At 67.8% G+C, this 15,891-nt stretch carries 18 protein-coding genes; 12 read left to right on the top strand and 6 right to left on the bottom strand.

Annotation, left to right across the window (positions count from 1 at the left end; translation table 11 throughout):
* Positions 1-11: 11 nt before the first annotated feature.
* The 9 genes from ACRDPN_RS02580 (at position 12) to ACRDPN_RS02540 (ending at position 7,399) form a co-directional block, all read left to right on the top strand.
* Complete coding sequence (locus ACRDPN_RS02580) at positions 12-2,255, top strand: DNA translocase FtsK 4TM domain-containing protein (protein ID WP_431445761.1); 2,244 nt, start codon at positions 12-14, stop codon at positions 2,253-2,255.
* A 13-nt stretch (positions 2,256-2,268) separates the two neighbouring features.
* The gene (locus tag ACRDPN_RS02575; protein ID WP_431445760.1) at positions 2,269-2,733 is read left to right on the top strand and encodes a hypothetical protein; all 465 of its coding nucleotides are present in this window, start codon (positions 2,269-2,271) and stop codon (positions 2,731-2,733) included.
* Between the two features lie 31 nt (positions 2,734-2,764).
* Entirely contained in the window at positions 2,765-3,361 is a 597-nt protein-coding gene (locus ACRDPN_RS02570; protein WP_431445759.1) for a CDP-alcohol phosphatidyltransferase family protein, read from the top strand.
* Complete coding sequence (locus ACRDPN_RS02565; protein WP_431445758.1) at positions 3,358-3,849, top strand: CinA family protein; 492 nt, start codon at positions 3,358-3,360, stop codon at positions 3,847-3,849. Before ACRDPN_RS02570 ends, ACRDPN_RS02565 begins: the two co-directional genes overlap by 4 nt.
* Before the next feature lie 32 nt (positions 3,850-3,881).
* Positions 3,882-4,178, top strand: a complete 297-nt coding sequence (locus tag ACRDPN_RS02560; RefSeq protein ID WP_431445757.1) for a helix-turn-helix domain-containing protein — start codon at positions 3,882-3,884, stop codon at positions 4,176-4,178.
* A complete protein-coding gene (locus ACRDPN_RS02555; protein ID WP_431445756.1) occupies positions 4,178-4,372 on the top strand; it encodes a DUF3046 domain-containing protein in 195 nt (64 codons plus the stop codon). The genes ACRDPN_RS02560 and ACRDPN_RS02555 overlap by 1 nt, the downstream gene beginning before the upstream one ends.
* 185 nt (positions 4,373-4,557) lie before the next feature.
* Positions 4,558-5,676, top strand: a complete 1,119-nt coding sequence (gene recA / locus ACRDPN_RS02550) for a recombinase RecA (protein WP_431445755.1) — start codon at positions 4,558-4,560, stop codon at positions 5,674-5,676.
* 7 nt (positions 5,677-5,683) lie between these two features.
* Entirely contained in the window at positions 5,684-6,223 is a 540-nt protein-coding gene (locus ACRDPN_RS02545) for a regulatory protein RecX (protein WP_431445754.1), read from the top strand.
* A gap of 390 nt (positions 6,224-6,613) precedes the next feature.
* Entirely contained in the window at positions 6,614-7,399 is a 786-nt protein-coding gene (locus ACRDPN_RS02540; protein WP_431445753.1) for a M28 family metallopeptidase, read from the top strand.
* A 1-nt stretch (position 7,400) separates the two neighbouring features.
* Here the strand turns inward: ACRDPN_RS02540 and ACRDPN_RS02535 are convergent, their stop codons facing one another.
* Positions 7,401-8,813 carry a CapA family protein gene (locus ACRDPN_RS02535; RefSeq protein WP_431445752.1) on the bottom strand — a complete coding sequence of 471 codons (1,413 nt, stop codon included), beginning with the start codon at positions 8,811-8,813 and terminating at the stop codon, positions 7,401-7,403.
* 32 nt (positions 8,814-8,845) lie between these two features.
* Positions 8,846-9,397 carry a helix-turn-helix transcriptional regulator gene (locus tag ACRDPN_RS02530; protein ID WP_431445751.1) on the bottom strand — a complete coding sequence of 184 codons (552 nt, stop codon included), beginning with the start codon at positions 9,395-9,397 and terminating at the stop codon, positions 8,846-8,848.
* A 47-nt stretch (positions 9,398-9,444) separates the two neighbouring features.
* Here ACRDPN_RS02530 and ACRDPN_RS02525 point away from each other — a divergent pair, with 47 nt between their 5' ends.
* Both ACRDPN_RS02525 and ACRDPN_RS02520 read left to right on the top strand, forming a co-directional pair.
* Positions 9,445-10,533 (top strand): WD40/YVTN/BNR-like repeat-containing protein, encoded by a 1,089-nt coding sequence (locus ACRDPN_RS02525; protein ID WP_431445750.1) that lies wholly within the window; start codon positions 9,445-9,447, stop codon positions 10,531-10,533.
* Between the two features lie 52 nt (positions 10,534-10,585).
* Entirely contained in the window at positions 10,586-11,044 is a 459-nt protein-coding gene (locus ACRDPN_RS02520) for a hotdog fold domain-containing protein (RefSeq protein WP_431445749.1), read from the top strand.
* A gap of 25 nt (positions 11,045-11,069) precedes the next feature.
* Here ACRDPN_RS02520 and ACRDPN_RS02515 read toward each other — a convergent pair whose 3' ends face one another.
* The 4 genes from ACRDPN_RS02515 to ACRDPN_RS02500 form a co-directional block, all read right to left on the bottom strand.
* A complete protein-coding gene (locus tag ACRDPN_RS02515) occupies positions 11,070-11,915 on the bottom strand; it encodes an amino acid ABC transporter permease (RefSeq protein WP_431445748.1) in 846 nt (281 codons plus the stop codon).
* A gap of 2 nt (positions 11,916-11,917) precedes the next feature.
* Positions 11,918-12,562, bottom strand: a complete 645-nt coding sequence (locus ACRDPN_RS02510; protein ID WP_431445747.1) for an amino acid ABC transporter permease — start codon at positions 12,560-12,562, stop codon at positions 11,918-11,920.
* 81 nt (positions 12,563-12,643) lie between these two features.
* On the bottom strand, positions 12,644-13,531 hold the full coding sequence (locus tag ACRDPN_RS02505) for a glutamate ABC transporter substrate-binding protein (protein ID WP_431445746.1): 888 nt from the start codon (positions 13,529-13,531) through the stop codon (positions 12,644-12,646).
* A 21-nt stretch (positions 13,532-13,552) separates the two neighbouring features.
* Positions 13,553-14,296, bottom strand: a complete 744-nt coding sequence (locus tag ACRDPN_RS02500; protein WP_431445745.1) for an amino acid ABC transporter ATP-binding protein — start codon at positions 14,294-14,296, stop codon at positions 13,553-13,555.
* A gap of 91 nt (positions 14,297-14,387) precedes the next feature.
* Here ACRDPN_RS02500 and miaB point away from each other — a divergent pair, with 91 nt between their 5' ends.
* Positions 14,388-15,851: a tRNA (N6-isopentenyl adenosine(37)-C2)-methylthiotransferase MiaB gene (miaB, locus tag ACRDPN_RS02495; protein WP_431445744.1), complete on the top strand. Its 1,464-nt coding sequence runs from the start codon at positions 14,388-14,390 to the stop codon at positions 15,849-15,851.
* The last annotated feature ends 40 nt before the right edge of the window (positions 15,852-15,891 follow it).

Genomic DNA, 15,891 nt, shown 5'->3' with positions numbered 1-15,891 from the left:
TCTGGCTCGGCCTGGCCGGGGCCGTGGGCGCCGTCGCGCGCAGCATCGGCCACTCCGCCGGCGACCTCGAGAAGGAGCAGCGTCGCGACGGAGTCGGCTTCACCGTCCTCGGTCTGGCGATCGTCGTAGCGGCGTCGGTGTGGTGGCAGATCCCCGGAGCGGTGGGCCACGGCGTGCGAGCCGCTTGCACCGGCAGCGTCGGGCTGCTCGCCTGGGCCGTGCCCATCGTGCTCGCCGTCATCGCCTGGCGCACCCTGCGCCATCCCGACCGCAACGGCCCCGCCGGACGTCAGGTCATCGGCTGGGCCGCGACCTGCGGAGGCATCCTCGGGCTCGTGCACCTGTCTCACGGTGTGCCGCGCCCCGACGACATGCCCGCCGTTCGTGAGGCCGGCGGAGCGGTCGGCTTCCTGTTCTCGGCGATCCTCGTCGATCTCCTGAAGAGCGACTACGTCGTGGCGCCCCTGCTGGTGCTCGTGATCGTCTTCGGCCTGCTGGTCGTCACCGGAACCCCGCTGCATGCCGTTCCCGAGCGGGTGCGCTCGCTTCGCGACAACGCCCTCGGCCGCGACGCCGAGACCCCCGAGGACGAGTCGAAGCGCAAGCGCCACCCCCGCACGTCGCCGAGCGAGCCGTTCGAGAACCCGCTGATCGACGGCCCGGACGAGGACCGCCAGGTTCCGGTCAAGCCCACCAGGCCCGAGCCTGACGACTCGGAGGAGACGGAGCAGGTCCGGCCGCCGATGGAGCCCCTCCCGGTCCGGGCCGAGCAGCTCGCCCTCTCCGGCGACGTCGTCTACACGCTTCCCGACAGCAAGGTGCTGCGCGAGGGGAGCCCGCACAAGGCGCGTTCCAAGGCGTCCGACGCGGTGGTCGAGCGGCTCACCGAGGTGCTCGAGCAGTTCGAGATCGACGCCCAGGTCACCGGCTACATGCGCGGACCCACGGTCACCCGCTACGAGGTCGAGCTCGGGCCGGCGGTGAAGGTGGAGAAGGTCACCGCGCTGTCGAAGAACATCTCGTACGCCGTGGCGTCCAACGAGGTCCGCATCCTGTCCCCGATCCCCGGCAAGTCGGCGATCGGGGTCGAGATCCCCAACATCGACAAGGAGATGGTCTCCCTCGGTGACGTGCTGCGCTCCGCCAAGGCGCGCAGCGACCACCACCCGATGGTCATCGGCCTCGGCAAGGACGTCGAGGGCGGCTTCGTGGTGGCCAACCTCGCGAAGATGCCGCACCTGCTCGTCGCCGGCGCGACCGGGTCGGGCAAGTCGAGCTTCGTCAACTCCATGGTCGCCTCGGTCCTGATGCGCTCGACGCCCGACGAGGTCCGGATGATCATGATCGATCCCAAGCGGGTCGAGCTGACGGCGTACGACGGCATTCCGCACCTGATCACACCGATCATCACCAGCCCCAAGAAGGCGGCCGAGGCGTTGCAGTGGGTCGTGCGCGAGATGGACCTGCGCTACGACGACCTCTCCCACTTCGGATTCCGCCACATCGACGACTTCAACAAGGCCGTCCGGTCCGGCACGCTGCAGGTCCCGCCGGGGAGCGAGCGCGAGCTCGCCCCCTATCCGTACCTGCTCGTCGTCGTCGACGAGCTCGCCGACCTCATGATGGTTGCTCCCAGAGATGTCGAGGACGCCATCGTCAGGATCACCCAGCTGGCGCGCGCCGCCGGCATCCACCTGGTCCTGGCGACCCAGAGACCGTCGGTGGACGTCGTCACCGGGCTGATCAAGGCCAACGTGCCGAGCCGGCTCTCGTTCGCCACCAGCTCGATCACCGACAGCCGGGTCATCCTCGACCAGCCGGGTGCCGAGAAGCTCGTCGGCCAGGGCGACGGGCTGTTCCTGCCGATGGGCGCCAACAAGTCGATGCGCATGCAGGGAGCCTGGATCACCGAGGCCGAGATCAAGCAGGTCGTCGACCACTGCAAGCAGCAGCTGCAACCGGTGTACCGCGACGACGTCACCGCTTCGCAGCAGAGCAGGCGCGAGCTGGACGACGACATCGGCGATGACATGGACCTGGTCCTCCAGGCGATCGAGCTCGTCGTCACGACGCAGTTCGGATCGACGTCGATGCTCCAGCGCAAGCTGCGGGTCGGCTTCGCCAAGGCCGGGCGCCTCATGGACATCCTCGAAAGCCGTGGCATTGTGGGACCAAGCGAAGGTTCCAAGGCACGCGACGTGCTCATCAAGTCGGACGACCTCGACGACGTCATGGCGAGCATCAGTGCTGAGTGAAGGGGAGGCCTCGATGACGACGCCGGAGCCCGTGGTCTTCGATGCGGCACCGTTCGTCATCCTGCGCCGCACCGGACTGTACGTCGGCCTCACGGTCGCGTCGTTGCTGATCGCCGCCGGGTTCGGCGTTCTGGCGGTCGTCCGCGAGAACTACTGGCTCGCCATCCCGGCCGCCCTGCTGGCCGCCCTGGGCGTCATCACCCTGCCCGGGGCAGGCGACTCCCGAACTCCGCTGTTCGTCGCCGACGATCATGGCGTGCGCATGCGCCACGGTGACAGCTGGATCGGCCTCCTGTGGAGCGAGCTCGGCGAGATCCGCGTCGAGCCCCGGGCGGGCCTTCGGCACGACGCCCGGGTCAAGGTCATCAGCCACGACGGGTTGCGCATCTACGACGCGCCGGTGGGCTTTGCGACGAACGTCTCACCGGCCGAGGCCGAGGTTCAATTGGCGCGTCGACGTTCAGCAGCGGCATACTAGAACGTCTGCTTCACGTCACCGAAGGACCTCCATGGAGACGGCCGCGCCGCCCAGCAACCTCAACATCGCGAACGCACTGACCGTGCTGCGCATCGCCGGGGTGCCGATCTTCGGCTGGCTGCTCCTCACCGACGGCGGTGACGACGTCGGCTACCGCCTCTGGGCGTTCGTCGCATTCGTCCTGCTCATGATCACCGACCGCATCGACGGCGACATCGCTCGTAGCCGCGGACTCGTCACCAACTTCGGCAAGCTCGCCGACCCCATCGCCGACAAGGCGCTCACCGGCATGGCCTTCGTGGGGCTGTCGATCATCGGGGTCCTCTGGTGGTGGGTCACGATCGTGCTGCTGGTCCGCGAGTGGGGCATCACCCTGATGCGCTTCGTGGTCAAGAAGTACGGCGTCATGCCGGCCAGCCAGGGCGGTCGCATCAAGACGACCCTGCAGGCGGTCGCCATCGGCGGCTACCTGCTCCCGTTCGAGATCTGGGACAACACCATCAGTCAGGTGCTGCGCTGGACCACCCACGTCGCGATGGCCGCGGCGCTCGCCATCACGATCCTCACCGCCGTCCAGTACGTCCGCGACGCCGTCGTCATGCGGCGTGAGCAGAAGTCGAGGGTGTGAGCTCGCCGGCCTCCGAGGTCATCGAGGCGTTGCGGCAGGCAGGGGCGACCGTCGCGACCGCCGAGTCGTTGACCGGAGGTCTGCTGTGCGCAGCGCTCGTCGACGTGCCCGGGGCGTCCGACGTCGTCCGCGGTGGGGTGGTGGCATACGCGTCCGACGTCAAGATCGACCTCCTCGGTGTCGGTGCCGACACGATCCGTGAGCACGGCAGCGTTCATCCCGTCACCGCCGCGCAGATGGCCACCGGAGCGCTGGAGCGGGTCGGCGCCACGTGGGGTGTCTCGACCACCGGTGTCGCCGGACCCGATCCGAGCGAGGGCAAGCCGGCCGGCACGGTTCACATCGCCGTGGCCGGGCCCGATGGCGTCGTCACCCGCGACTTGTCGTTCCAAGGGGATCGGCGATCCATTCGCGAGCAGACCGTCGACGCCGCCCTGTCTTTGCTCGTCGGTAGGCTGGGGGAATCAACCGACGTGTCCGACGGTTGAGTGGGTATGGATCCGATGCAGGGAGGTGCTCGATGACCGCAATGCGACAGCTCGTCGGCGAAGTGCTCCGTGCTCGCCGGATCGCCCAGGGGCTCACGCTCCGCGACGTCTCGGCCCGCGCCCGCGTCAGCCTCGGCTACATCTCCGAGGTCGAGCGAGGTCAGAAGGAGCCGAGCTCCGAGCTGCTGGCCGCTCTGGCCGGAGCCCTCGACGTCCCGCTCTCCCGCCTTCTGCTCGACGTCAGCGCCCTGCTCGCGATCGAGGAGGCCACCGACCTGGCCAGCGTCTCCTCCATCACGCCGGGCGACGTCTCCGTCTCCGCCGCCTAGTGCGGCACAGCGAGTTCTGGGAGCGCATGGAACGCCAGCTCGGCGTCGGCTATGCGCGGGTGTGGGCGGACACGCAGGTGATGCGTGCCCTCGACGGCCGCACCGCCCGCGAGGCACTCGACGCAGGGGAGACGCCGAAGACGGTGTGGCGAGCCGTGCACCAGACGCTCGAGCTCCCACCGTCTGAACGCTGACGCTCACCGTTCTCATGCGGTCGGCGTGTCGCGCCTGCTCGAACACGTGTTCGTACTAGTGTCGTGCACAGGTTGACGCGACGAGGACGTCATCCACAGGCGGGTCGATGAGGCCCACGAATGTCTGAGGGTCCTCCTAGCGTCGAAGACAACCGGCCGCCCACCGAGAGAAACGGATCTCTGCGATGCCTCCCAAGACCCCCGAACGTGACATTCCTGCCCGCAACAGCAACGGTCGCGAGAACCCCAGCCGCGAGAACGCCGACCGCGACAAGGCCCTCGACAACGCCGTCGCCCAGATCCATCGCGCCCACGGCAAGGGCGCGGTCATGCGTCTGGGCGAGCGCACCCGCGCACCCATCGACGTCATCCCCACCGGAGCCACGGCCCTCGACATCGCCCTCGGCATCGGCGGGCTGCCCCGCGGCCGGGTCGTCGAGATCTATGGCCCGGAGTCCTCGGGCAAGACCACGGTGGCCCTGCACGCGGTCGCCAACGCCCAGAAGGCCGGCGGTGTCGCGGCGTTCATCGACGCCGAGCACGCACTCGATCCCGAGTACGCCCGCAAGCTGGGCGTCGACACCGACGCCTTGCTCATCTCCCAGCCCGACAGCGGTGAGCAGGCTCTCGAGATCGCCGACATGCTGATCCGTTCCGGCGCGCTCGACATCATCGTCATCGACTCCGTCGCGGCTCTGGTGCCGCGTGCCGAGATCGACGGCGAGATGGGCGACAGCCACGTCGGGCTCCAGGCCCGCCTCCTGAGCCAGGCGCTGCGCAAGATGACCGGCGCCATCAACGGTTCAGGCACCACGGCCGTCTTCATCAACCAGCTCCGCGAAAAAATCGGGGTCATGTTCGGAAGTCCTGAGACGACGACAGGTGGCAAGGCGCTCAAGTTCTACGCGTCGGTCCGGCTCGACGTCCGGCGCATCGAGACGCTCAAGGACGGCACCGACATGGTCGGTAACCGCACCCGCATCAAGGTCGTCAAGAACAAGCTGGCGCCGCCGTTCAAGCAGGCCGAGTTCGACATCATGTACGGCCAGGGAATCAGCCGCGAAGGCAGTCTCATCGACGTCGGCGTCGAGGCGGGCATGGTCCGCAAGGCCGGCGCCTGGTACACGTACGAGGGCGACCAGCTCGGTCAGGGCAAGGAGAACGCCCGCCAGTTCCTCAAGGACAACCCCGACCTCGCCGACGAGCTCGAGAAGCGCCTCAAGGAGCACATGGGGGTCGGGCCACAGGTCGACCAGCCGGCCGACGATCCCGTCACCGAACCACCTGCCACCATCGAGTTCTGACCGCGCCATGTCACAGCCGGCTCGGCAGGAGCCTCCCGCCGACAACACCGATCCTGAGGCCGACCCCGAGTCGGTGGCCCGCACGATCCTGCTGCGGAGGCTGACCGACCAGCCCCGCAGCAGGGCCGAGCTGGCCGAGTCGCTCGCGAAGAAGCACGTTCCCGCCGACGTCGCCGACCGGGTCCTCGACCGTTTCGAGGAGGTCGGGTTGATCGACGACGAGGACTTCGCACGCTCCTGGGTGCAGTCGCGGCAGCGCAGCCGCGGAGTCGCCGCCAAGGTCCTGGCCATGGAGCTACGGCGCAAGGGCATCGACGACGACACGTCACGCGAGGTGCTGGCCGAGCTCGACCCGGAAGTCGAACGACAGAACGCCCACCGCCTGGTCCAGAAGAAGCTCCGCTCCATGCGCGGGCTCGACTCCACCACGCAGATCCGGCGGCTCACCGGCATGCTCGCCCGCAAGGGCTACGCACCGCAGGTCGCGTTCGACGTCGTGAGAGCCGAGCTGGAGGCGGCCCCGCTCCACGATCTCGAGAGCACGTAGGCCGTGTCTGGTAAACCCCCGCTCAGCCCGGACGCCCCCGCATCCCGGCTGACTGCGTTCTCGGTCCTCGCTAGACAACCCGGTATTGCTTCGGCCCTCGGTGGGGGAACCTCCCGCGGGCCTGCCCGTGGGGGATTGTCAGCCGGGCGCGGATGATGCCCGGATCGACTGCGGGGTCACCAGACACGGCCTAGGGAGCGATCCTCTGTCGCGGTTCGTTGAGTGACCATGGGCGTGCTTCGCGTCGGGGCCGTGATCGCGACGACTGTGGTGCTGACCGCGTGCACGTCATCATCACCAGATCCAGAGCCCACGCCGTCGACCAGTCCCACCCCGACGAAAACACCGAGTGACACCCCGGAGCCTCCCCGGGAGTTCGAGGTGCCGCGCGTGCTCGACGACATTCGTCACCTGGCCCGCGAGATCGGTCCACGGCATGGAACCTCCGACGCCTACCAGCAGGCCGCCGACTGGGTGGCAGAGCGCTTCATCGACCTGGGTTACGACGTGGTTCGTCAAGAGGTCAACGTCCCGTCCGGCAACTCCTGGGGCATCGACGTCCCGGCCGGCCGGACGCCCAACATCATCGCCTCACCAGCCGGGTTCGACGACGAGGTGCCGCACCGCATCGTCGGCGCCCATCTCGACACCGTGCCGCAAGCTCCCGGAGCCGAGGACAATGCCTCCGGTGTCGCAGTGATGCTCGAGCTCGCGCGGCTGCACGTCAGCGACGACCGGCCTGTTCGCTTCATTGCCTTCACCTCCGAGGAGCCGCGCGGCCCGGGCGACAACATGCACCATTTCGGGTCCCAGGCCTATGTCAAGCGCCTCTCCGCCTCTGAGCGCGAGGCGATGCGCGCCATGGTCTCGCTCGACCGGGTCGGCGTGCGTGCCCGAGCGGTCCCGCTGTGCATCGGCGGTTCGGGAACGAAACGCGTGCGTGGCCAACTGGTGAGGTCCGCGAGAGATGCAGACATCCCGACCACGACGTGTGCCGACAACCGCGCCAGCGACCACTGGTCGTTCGAGCGGTCCGACCTGCCGTCAGCGCGGGTCGGCAGCGTCCCGTACGCGGCCTATCACTCGGCCCGCGACCTCCCAAGAGTCGTCGACCGGCGTCAGCTCCAGCGGGTCGGCGCCACCATGACCGCATGGCTGGACGTCCCGGGATCCTGACTCACGGACGCAGCTCGTCGAACGGCGGCCTGCTCGACTCGCGCACGAGATCGTAGATGGCCTTCACGCGTCCCCGGTCCTTCACCGGGCGAGGGGTGAAGTCGCGGGTACCGATCACATACGGCGTGGTGTCGAGCGCGACGACCGTGTCGCCGCGCGTCACCATCTCCAGCAGCAGACCCTCCTGTGTCTCACGCATGAAGTCCATGTCGAACACGAAGTTTCCGAGCGAGTGCACGACGGTCGACTCGCCGATCGGCTCCCACCCCTGAACCCAGTGCGGGTGCCCTCCCACCACCAGGTCGGCACCGGCGTCGACGAAGGCGCGGGCGATGCGTCGCTGACTCCCGACGGGCTGGTTCGTGTACTGGTCGCCCCAGTGCGCGAGGACGACGACGACTTCGACCTTGCCGTCGAGCCTTCGGATGTCGCCTCGCACGCGATTCAGGGCGCGCTGGTCGAGTGGCCCGGTGCGCGGGGGAGCGTTGATCCGGTTCGTGCCCGGACTGTCACGCCGTGCCCTCGGTGTCTCTCCGATCGAGTCGGTCGCGATGAACCCGATCCGTACGCCGCGACGCTCGACGACCGCCGGCCCCCGGGCCTTCGCGAGGTTTCGCCCTCCACCGACGGGCTTGATCCGGCTGTCGACCAGCGTCCTGACGGTGTCGAGCATCGCCCGCCGGCCGAAGTCGCCGAAGTGGTTGTTCGCCAGGGACACCACGTCGAACCCGGCCAGCTCGAGCGCCCGGATCGCCGAAGGATCGGTGCCGAACGAGTCACCGCCCTGGGTGGGGGAGCCGTCCGTGGACAGGGTCGACTCCAAGTTGCCGACCGTGACATCGGCGGCCGCCAGTCGGTTCGCGAACGGGCGCATCACCTTCGCCGGGTCATCCTCGGCACGCAGGTACTGGCCGACGCGTCTTCCGAGCATGATGTCGCCGGTGATCGCCGTGACCAGCACGGGCTCGGGGATGTCGGCGACCGGGGTGGTCAACGGATAGCGCGGGTCGCCGCGGAGCGCGTCGAGACCATCGACCTCGATGGCTCGCACACGAGGAGTGACGGCATCGGCCGGTACGATCCCGATCGCAGAACGGTCGTCCGCAACGGTGTCCACGACGGCCGATGCATCATCGGCGGTCTCGACGCCCTTGGCCTCCGGCACGGCGCCGACGACCCGCATCGGACCGGCTTTCTGCCCCAGTTCCGCCCAGTCGTCGATCTTGCCGGCGATCACCGCCTCGGCATCTGCGGCGGACAGCTCGTCGACATCACGGCCGTGATGCACCACGAGGGCGACCGGCATGTCGTACGTCCGCTCCGGACTCGTCGAGGGTTCCGGCACAACTCGGTCGGCCGCGGTGCAGCCGGCAAGCGTCATGGAGCTCACCAGCAGCAGAACCCGGAGTGGCATCGTGCTGTCAGCCTAAGCAGGATTTCCTCGGTTCAGTCGAGGTCCTTGCGGATCCGCTCCACGGTCTCCGCCTCGGAGGCGTAGAAGGCCAGGCCCCATTCGGCCACCCGCGCGGGGAAGGTCACGTCGCTCCGGTCGCTGAGCATCTCGCGCACGGACTCGAGGTCGCTACGACGTTCGGTGAGCTGGTCGAGATAGTCGTCCAGCATGGCGGTGAGCTCACTCGGGTCCATGAGGCTGCCCATCATCAGCCGAAGTGCGATCGGGTGCTTGAGGACCGGGAAATCTGTGGACGACGTGCGCAACCATGCGTCCAGGGCCTTGCGACCCTGCGCGGTGATCGCGAAGCGCTTGGTGGTTCGTTTCCCGTCCTCCACCTCGGTCGAGGTCACGAAGCCGTGTCGGTCGAGCCGCTCCAGCTCGGTGTAGATCTGGCTCATCGCGGGGGAGACCCAGTAGAAGCGCAACGTCCGGTCGGCCCGCTGTTTGAGCTCGTAGCCCGTCATGCCTCCCTCGGAGGTCTCCTGGTCGAACACCAGGAGCCCGAGGAGGGCGTACGAAGTCGTTGACAGGCTGGACGTCACATGACTAGCGTACTGTTCCAAGTAGGAATAGTCACTGAGGAGGGGCCATGGCGGAAACCCTGCTGATGGTGGGCACCCGCAAGGGCCTGTTCGTGGGACGATCCGACGCGGACCGAGCGTCCTGGACCTGGGACGCGCCGCAGTTCCCGATGCAAGAGATCTACTCGGTCGCCATCGACGGCCGTCCAGACCATCCCCGCCTGCTCGCCGGGGCGACCAGCCCGCACTGGGGCCCGCAGGTGTTCCGGTCCGATGACCTCGCTCGATCCTGGGAGGAGACGCCGGGTGGGGCGATCCGCTTCCCCGAGGAGACCGGCGCTGCCCTCGAGCGCATCTGGCAGCTCCGGCCCGCCCCGGACGACCAGGCCGGTGTGGTCTACGCCGGCACCGAGCCGTCCGCCGTCTTCCGCTCCGACGACGGCGGCGAGACGTTCGAGCTCATGCGTGCACTCTGGGATCACCCGCACCGGCCTACCTGGCAGCCCGGAGGTGGCGGCCAGGCCATCCACACGATCGTGCCGCACCCGAGCGACCCGCAGGTTGTCACGGTGGCGATGTCGACCGGCGGCGTCTACCGCACCGAGGACGGCGGGGGCACCTGGACGCCGTACAACCGCGGAATCGGCGCCGACTTCATCCCCGGCGAGACGCCCGAGTACGGCCAGTGCGTGCACAAGATCGCGATGGACGCCGGCGATCCCGACAAGCTCTACGCCCAGAACCACGGCGGAGTGTTCCGCAGCGACGACGCCGGCCGGTCGTGGAAGTCCATCGCCGACGGGCTGCCGGCAGACTTCGGGTTCCCCATCGTGGCCCACCCGCACCGACCCGACACGATCTACGTCTTCCCGCTGGTGGCCGACATCGAGCGCTTCCCGCCGTCCGGCAAGCCGGCCATCTGGCGATCCGACGACGCGGGGGAGACGTGGCGCGAGACCGGGCCGGGTCTGCCGACCGAGGCGCACACCGCGGTGCTCCGCGACGGCTTCAGCTGCGACACGGCCGACCCGGTCGGTCTCTACGTCGGCACCCGGCACGGCGCGGTGTGGGTGAGCAACGACGAGGGCGGCACCTGGGCCGAGGTGCGCGCCAACCTGCCCGACGTCCTGTGCATCCGCGCCGCCGTGCTCGACTGATATGACGAGGCCGACGCTGACAGCACTGGTGTCACGGTCCTAGACTCCGGGCATGCCCTCGACCCTCGACCTGTACACCAAGACCACCGCCCTCCCGCAGGGACGCCGCCTGTTCTCGATCCTGTTCAGCCAGAAGGCGCCCTACTTCGCGTCAATCCACCTGACTGTGCGCGAGATGCGTCCGCACTACGCCGAGATCACGATCCCGAAGCGGCGCAGCGTGCAGAATCACATCGGCACCGTGCACGCCATCGCCGTCTGCAACGGGCTCGAGGCGGCGATGGGCCTGCTCGCCGAGGCGACCACGCCGAAGGACCACCGCTGGCTGCCCAAGGGCATGGAGGTCGAGTACCTCGCGAAGTCGACCACTGACCTGACCTGCACCGCCGAGACGACGGAAGCCGACTGGGCCGGGGCCCCCGACGTGCCGGTGACGGTCAAGGCCACCCGCAAAGACGGCACCGTCGTTGTGGAGGGCACGATCCGCCTCTGGGTGACGCCGAAGAGCTGACTCAGCCGACCGCAGTGCCGCCCGCTCAGATGGCGCCGGCGTCGGGCTGTGTCTTCACGATCCCGCCGACAAGGTCGACCTTCGGCGTGCCCATCCGCCTCTGCAGGTATTCGGCCAGCCATGAGAGCAGCAGGTTCAGCACGATGTAGATGGCAGCCAGCACGAGCGCCGTGGCGAGGCGGTTGGCGAAATCACGCCAGATGGCGCGACCCACGAAGGTGAGCCCGGGCGCGAGGATGACGTAGCCCAGGCTCGTATCCTTGAGCGCGACGATGCACTGGCTGATGATCGCCGGCAGCATGATCTTGACCGCCTGGGGAAGCAGCACGATCCGCATGACCTGGTTCTTGCGCATGCCGAGCGCGAACGCCGCCTCGCTCTGCCCCTTCGGCACGGCATTGATCCCGGCTCGGAAAACTTCGGCGAGCACCGAGCCGTTGTAGAGGATGAGCCCAAGAATGAGCGGGACGAGCGTCCCGAGTGGGAAACCCTGCAAACCCCAGATGAAGATGATCAGCAGTAGCAGCGGGACGGCGCGGAAGAACTCGACGATCGTCCAGGACGGCCAGCGAACGAGAGCATGGTCGCTCAACTTGCCGACACCGAAGATCACGCCGAACACAACAGCACCCACGATCGCCACGCCGGCGGCGAGCAAGGTGTCCACCAAGCCCTCGATCAGCAGCTCGATGATCGCCGGAGTGACGAACGGTTCCCACCTCTCTGCGGTGAACTGGTCCTCAACGTAGAGCTTCCAGACCACGAGCGCGATGACCGCGATGATGCCGATGACGGTCACGGCAGCAGTGATCTTGTACCGACGAAGCGCCTGCGGCCCTGGGGCGTCGAACAGGACGCTTGCGTTGCTCACGACTACTTCACCGCCCAACGTCGTTCGAATCGATTGGCACCGAACGAGATGGCCTCGACGATGACGATGTATCCGAGCGCGATGCCGAGGAAGATCTGGATGCGTTCGGTTGCATAGTCGTTGGTGAGGCCGCGCATGCGGAACGTCGCCTCGGCAATGCCGAACGCGGCCGCGAGCGACGTGTTCTTCGTCAAGGCGATGAAGACGCTGGCGAGCGGCGGGACGACGAGCCGGAACGCCTGCGGGAGGATCACCTGAGTCATGGTCATGCCGAACGGCATGCCGACGGACCGCGCAGCCTCGGCCTGTCCGAGGTCGATGCCGTTGATACCCGAACGGATTGCCTCGGTGACGAACGACGCGGTGTAGAGGCCCATTGCCAGCGAGATGTTGATGAAGAACCCGAAGTCGATGCCGATCTCCGGCAGTCCGTAGTACGTGATCAGGATGAGGATGAGCAGCGGCGTGTTGCGGAAGATCGTGACGTAGGTCGTTCCGACACCGCGCAGGATCGGAACCGGCGAGACGCGGGCCACCGCCACCAGCGTGCCCACCACCATCGCGATGGCTCCGGACACCCCCAGCAGCTTCAGGGTGCTCCAGAACCCTTCGAGGACCAGGTCCGAGTTCTCGCGAAAGGCGTCCACGTCACCTCCTCGGCGTCGTCAGCGGTCGGTGCGGCGCGACGGTGTGGGCCCGCGTCGCGCAGGCCCACACCGTCGCCGGTTTCACTCGCAGGGATCGACTGCCGGTGGCTCGCCCGCCTCGCCGCCGCCCTCGGACAGCGTGGCGTCGAACGCCTTCTTCCAGTCGCCGTTCTCGAACGCGTTCTCAATGGCGCCGTTCAGGAACTCGCACATCTCCGGGCTGTCGGCGCTGTAGCCGATGCCGTAGCGCTCCTCGGAGAACGGTTCGCCGACGACCTTGAGGGCGTCGGGATCCTCTGCGGCGTAGCCGAGCAGAATGGCACCGTCAGTCGTGACCGCGTCGACGGATCCGTTCGTCAGCTGGTCGACGCATTCGGAGTACGTGTCGAACCCGGCCGGATCGGCGCCGTACTCCTCCTCGACCGTGGCGATCGACGTGGAGCCGGTGACCGAGCAGACCTTCTTGCCCTTGAGGTCATCCGGACCCGCGATGCTGTCGTCGTCGGCGGCGACCAGGAGCTGCTGGCCGGTGACGTAGTACGGACCTGCCTGGCCGACGATCTGGCGACGCTCGTCCGTGATCGAGTACGACGCGATGACGAGGTCGACCGTGCCCTGCTGCAGGAACGGCTCACGGTTGTCGGAGATCGCCTCGACCCACTCGATGGCGTCGGGCTCGAGTCCGAGCTGACCGGCGATGATCTTGCCCATCTCCGGGTCGAAGCCGGTCGGGACGTCGTCGGTGGCTCCCTTGAACCCGATGCCGGGCTGGTCGAACTTGACACCGATCTTGATCTTGCCCGCCTCGGCGAGCTCTGCTGCGCGGCCCTCGAGCTCGGGACTGTCGACGACCTCGTACTCGTTCGCCGCGGCTGCGTCGCCACCCTCTTCGCCGGCGTCGCCGCAGGCCGAGACGGTGAGCACCGCGGCCGCCGCAACGGCGGCCCATCGTGCTGTTCGGAACTTCATGTGATTCCTTCCCTGGTGGGTTTAGTGCTTGATGATCTTGCCGAGGAAGTCCTTGGCCCGATCGGTGCGTGGATTGGTGAAGAACTCCTCGGGGGTGTTCTCCTCGACGATCCGGCCCTCGGACATGAACAGGACGCGGTCGGCGGCGGTGCGCGCGAAGCCCATCTCGTGGGTGACGACGATCATCGTCATGCCGCCCTTGGCGAGATCGACCATGGTGTCGAGGACTTCTTTGATCATCTCGGGGTCGAGCGCGGACGTCGGCTCGTCGAAGAGCATGACTTTGGGATCCATCGCCAGCGAGCGGGCGATGGCGACGCGCTGCTGCTGACCGCCGGAGAGCTGAGCGGGGAGCTTGGCGGCCTGGGCTTCGACGCCGACGCGCTCGAGGAGTTCGTGCGCGCGTTTGTCGGCGTCCGCCTTCTTGTGCCCGCGCACCTTGATGGGTCCGACGGTGACGTTCTCGAGCACGGTCTTGTGCGCGAAGAGGTTGAACGACTGGAACACCATGCCGACGTCGGCGCGCAGCCGGGCCAGGGCTTTGCCCTCGGAGGGGAGCTTCTGGCCGTCGATCTCGATGACGCCCTCGTCGATCGTCTCGAGTCGGTTGATGGCCCGGCACAGCGTCGACTTGCCTCCGCCGGACGGCCCGATGACGACGACCACCTCGCCGGAAGCCACCACCTGCTCGATGTCTTGCAGGACGTGAAGATCACCGAACCACTTCTGTACGCCGTGCATCGCGACCATGGGGGTGTCGACCATGCACGTCAACCTAGCGTTCGTAGTGGGTCGTGGGGCAAGAGTGAATCACTCCGCAATCCAATCGACACCTGGCACGTACCCTTGTCTGGCTATGACAAAGACGTACGAGGTGCGCACCTACGGGTGCCAGATGAACGTGCACGACAGCGAGCGGCTGAGCGGGCTGCTCGAGACGGCCGGGTACGCACCGGCCGCCTCCGGAGTCCCGGATCTCGTCGTGTTCAACACCTGCGCCGTGCGTGAGAACGCCGACAACAAGCTGTACGGCAACCTCGGCCGCGTCGCGAGCGTCAAGGCCGCGAATCCCGGGATGCAGATCGCCGTCGGCGGGTGCCTGGCACAGAAGGACCGCGACACGATCACGGACCGGGCGCCGTACGTCGACGTCGTCTTCGGCACTCACAACATCGGCTCTCTGCCGGTCCTGCTTGAGCGCGCCCGCATCCAGGAGGAGTCCCAGGTCGAGATCCTCGAGGCGCTCGAGGTGTTCCCGTCGACGCTGCCGACCAAGCGCGACTCGGTGTTCGCGGCCTGGGTCTCGATCAGCGTGGGGTGCAACAACACCTGCACGTTCTGCATCGTGCCGAGCCTGCGCGGCAAGGAGAACGACCGCCGGCCGGGCGACGTGCTCGCCGAGGTCGAGGCCCTCGTGGCCGACGGGGTCGTCGAGGTGACACTGCTCGGACAGAACGTCAACTCCTACGGCACCGGTTTCGGCGACCGGCAGGCCTTCGGCAAGCTGCTTCGGGCTTGTGGCGCCATCGAGGGGCTCGAACGGGTGCGGTTCACCAGTCCCCATCCCAAGGACTTCACCGACGACGTCATCGCTGCCATGGCTGAGACGCCCAACGTCATGCCCCAGCTGCACATGCCGCTGCAGAGTGGTTCCGACCGCGTGCTCCGCACCATGAAGAGGTCGTACCGGCGCGAGAAGTACATCGGCATCCTCGACCGCGTCCGAGACGCGATGCCGAACGCCGCCATCACCACCGACATCATCGTCGGGTTCCCGGGCGAGACCGACGACGACTTCACCGAGACGCTCGACGTCGTACGACAGGCCCGTTACGCGAGCGCCTTCACCTTCCAGTACTCACCGCGCCCCGGCACGCCGGCCGCGGAGCTGACCGACCAGATCCCGAAGGAGGTCGTGCAGGAGCGCTACGACCGCCTTGTGACGCTCGTGAACGAGATCGCGTGGGAGGAGAACCAGCGACTCGTCGGGTCCACCGTCGAGCTGCTGGTGTCCGACACGAGGGGCAAGAAGGACGACGCCACCGCTCGTCTGACCGGCCGGGCCCGCGACAACCGTCTCGTCCACTTCGTCCTGGGTGACACCGACATCAGACCAGGGGACCTCGTCGAGGTCGAGGTCACCCAGGCGGCACCCCACCACCTGCTCGGAGACAGTGCGCCGACGACCTACCGCCGCACCCGGGCCGGCGACGCCTGGGAGGCGCGCCAGGGCCGGACCGAGGTGAGCTCGGTCGGCCTCGGCATGCCGTCGGTCGGTGTTCCCGAACTGGCACCGGTGGAAGGATGTGCCACATGCTGACCATCGCGCAGGACCCGACCGCCGACAAGATTCTCTCCGA

This window comes from Aeromicrobium sp., from assembly GCF_050700635.1.
Taxonomy (GTDB): Bacteria; Actinomycetota; Actinomycetes; order Propionibacteriales; family Nocardioidaceae; genus Aeromicrobium.
This window is presented reverse-complemented; position numbering and strand designations above follow the sequence as displayed.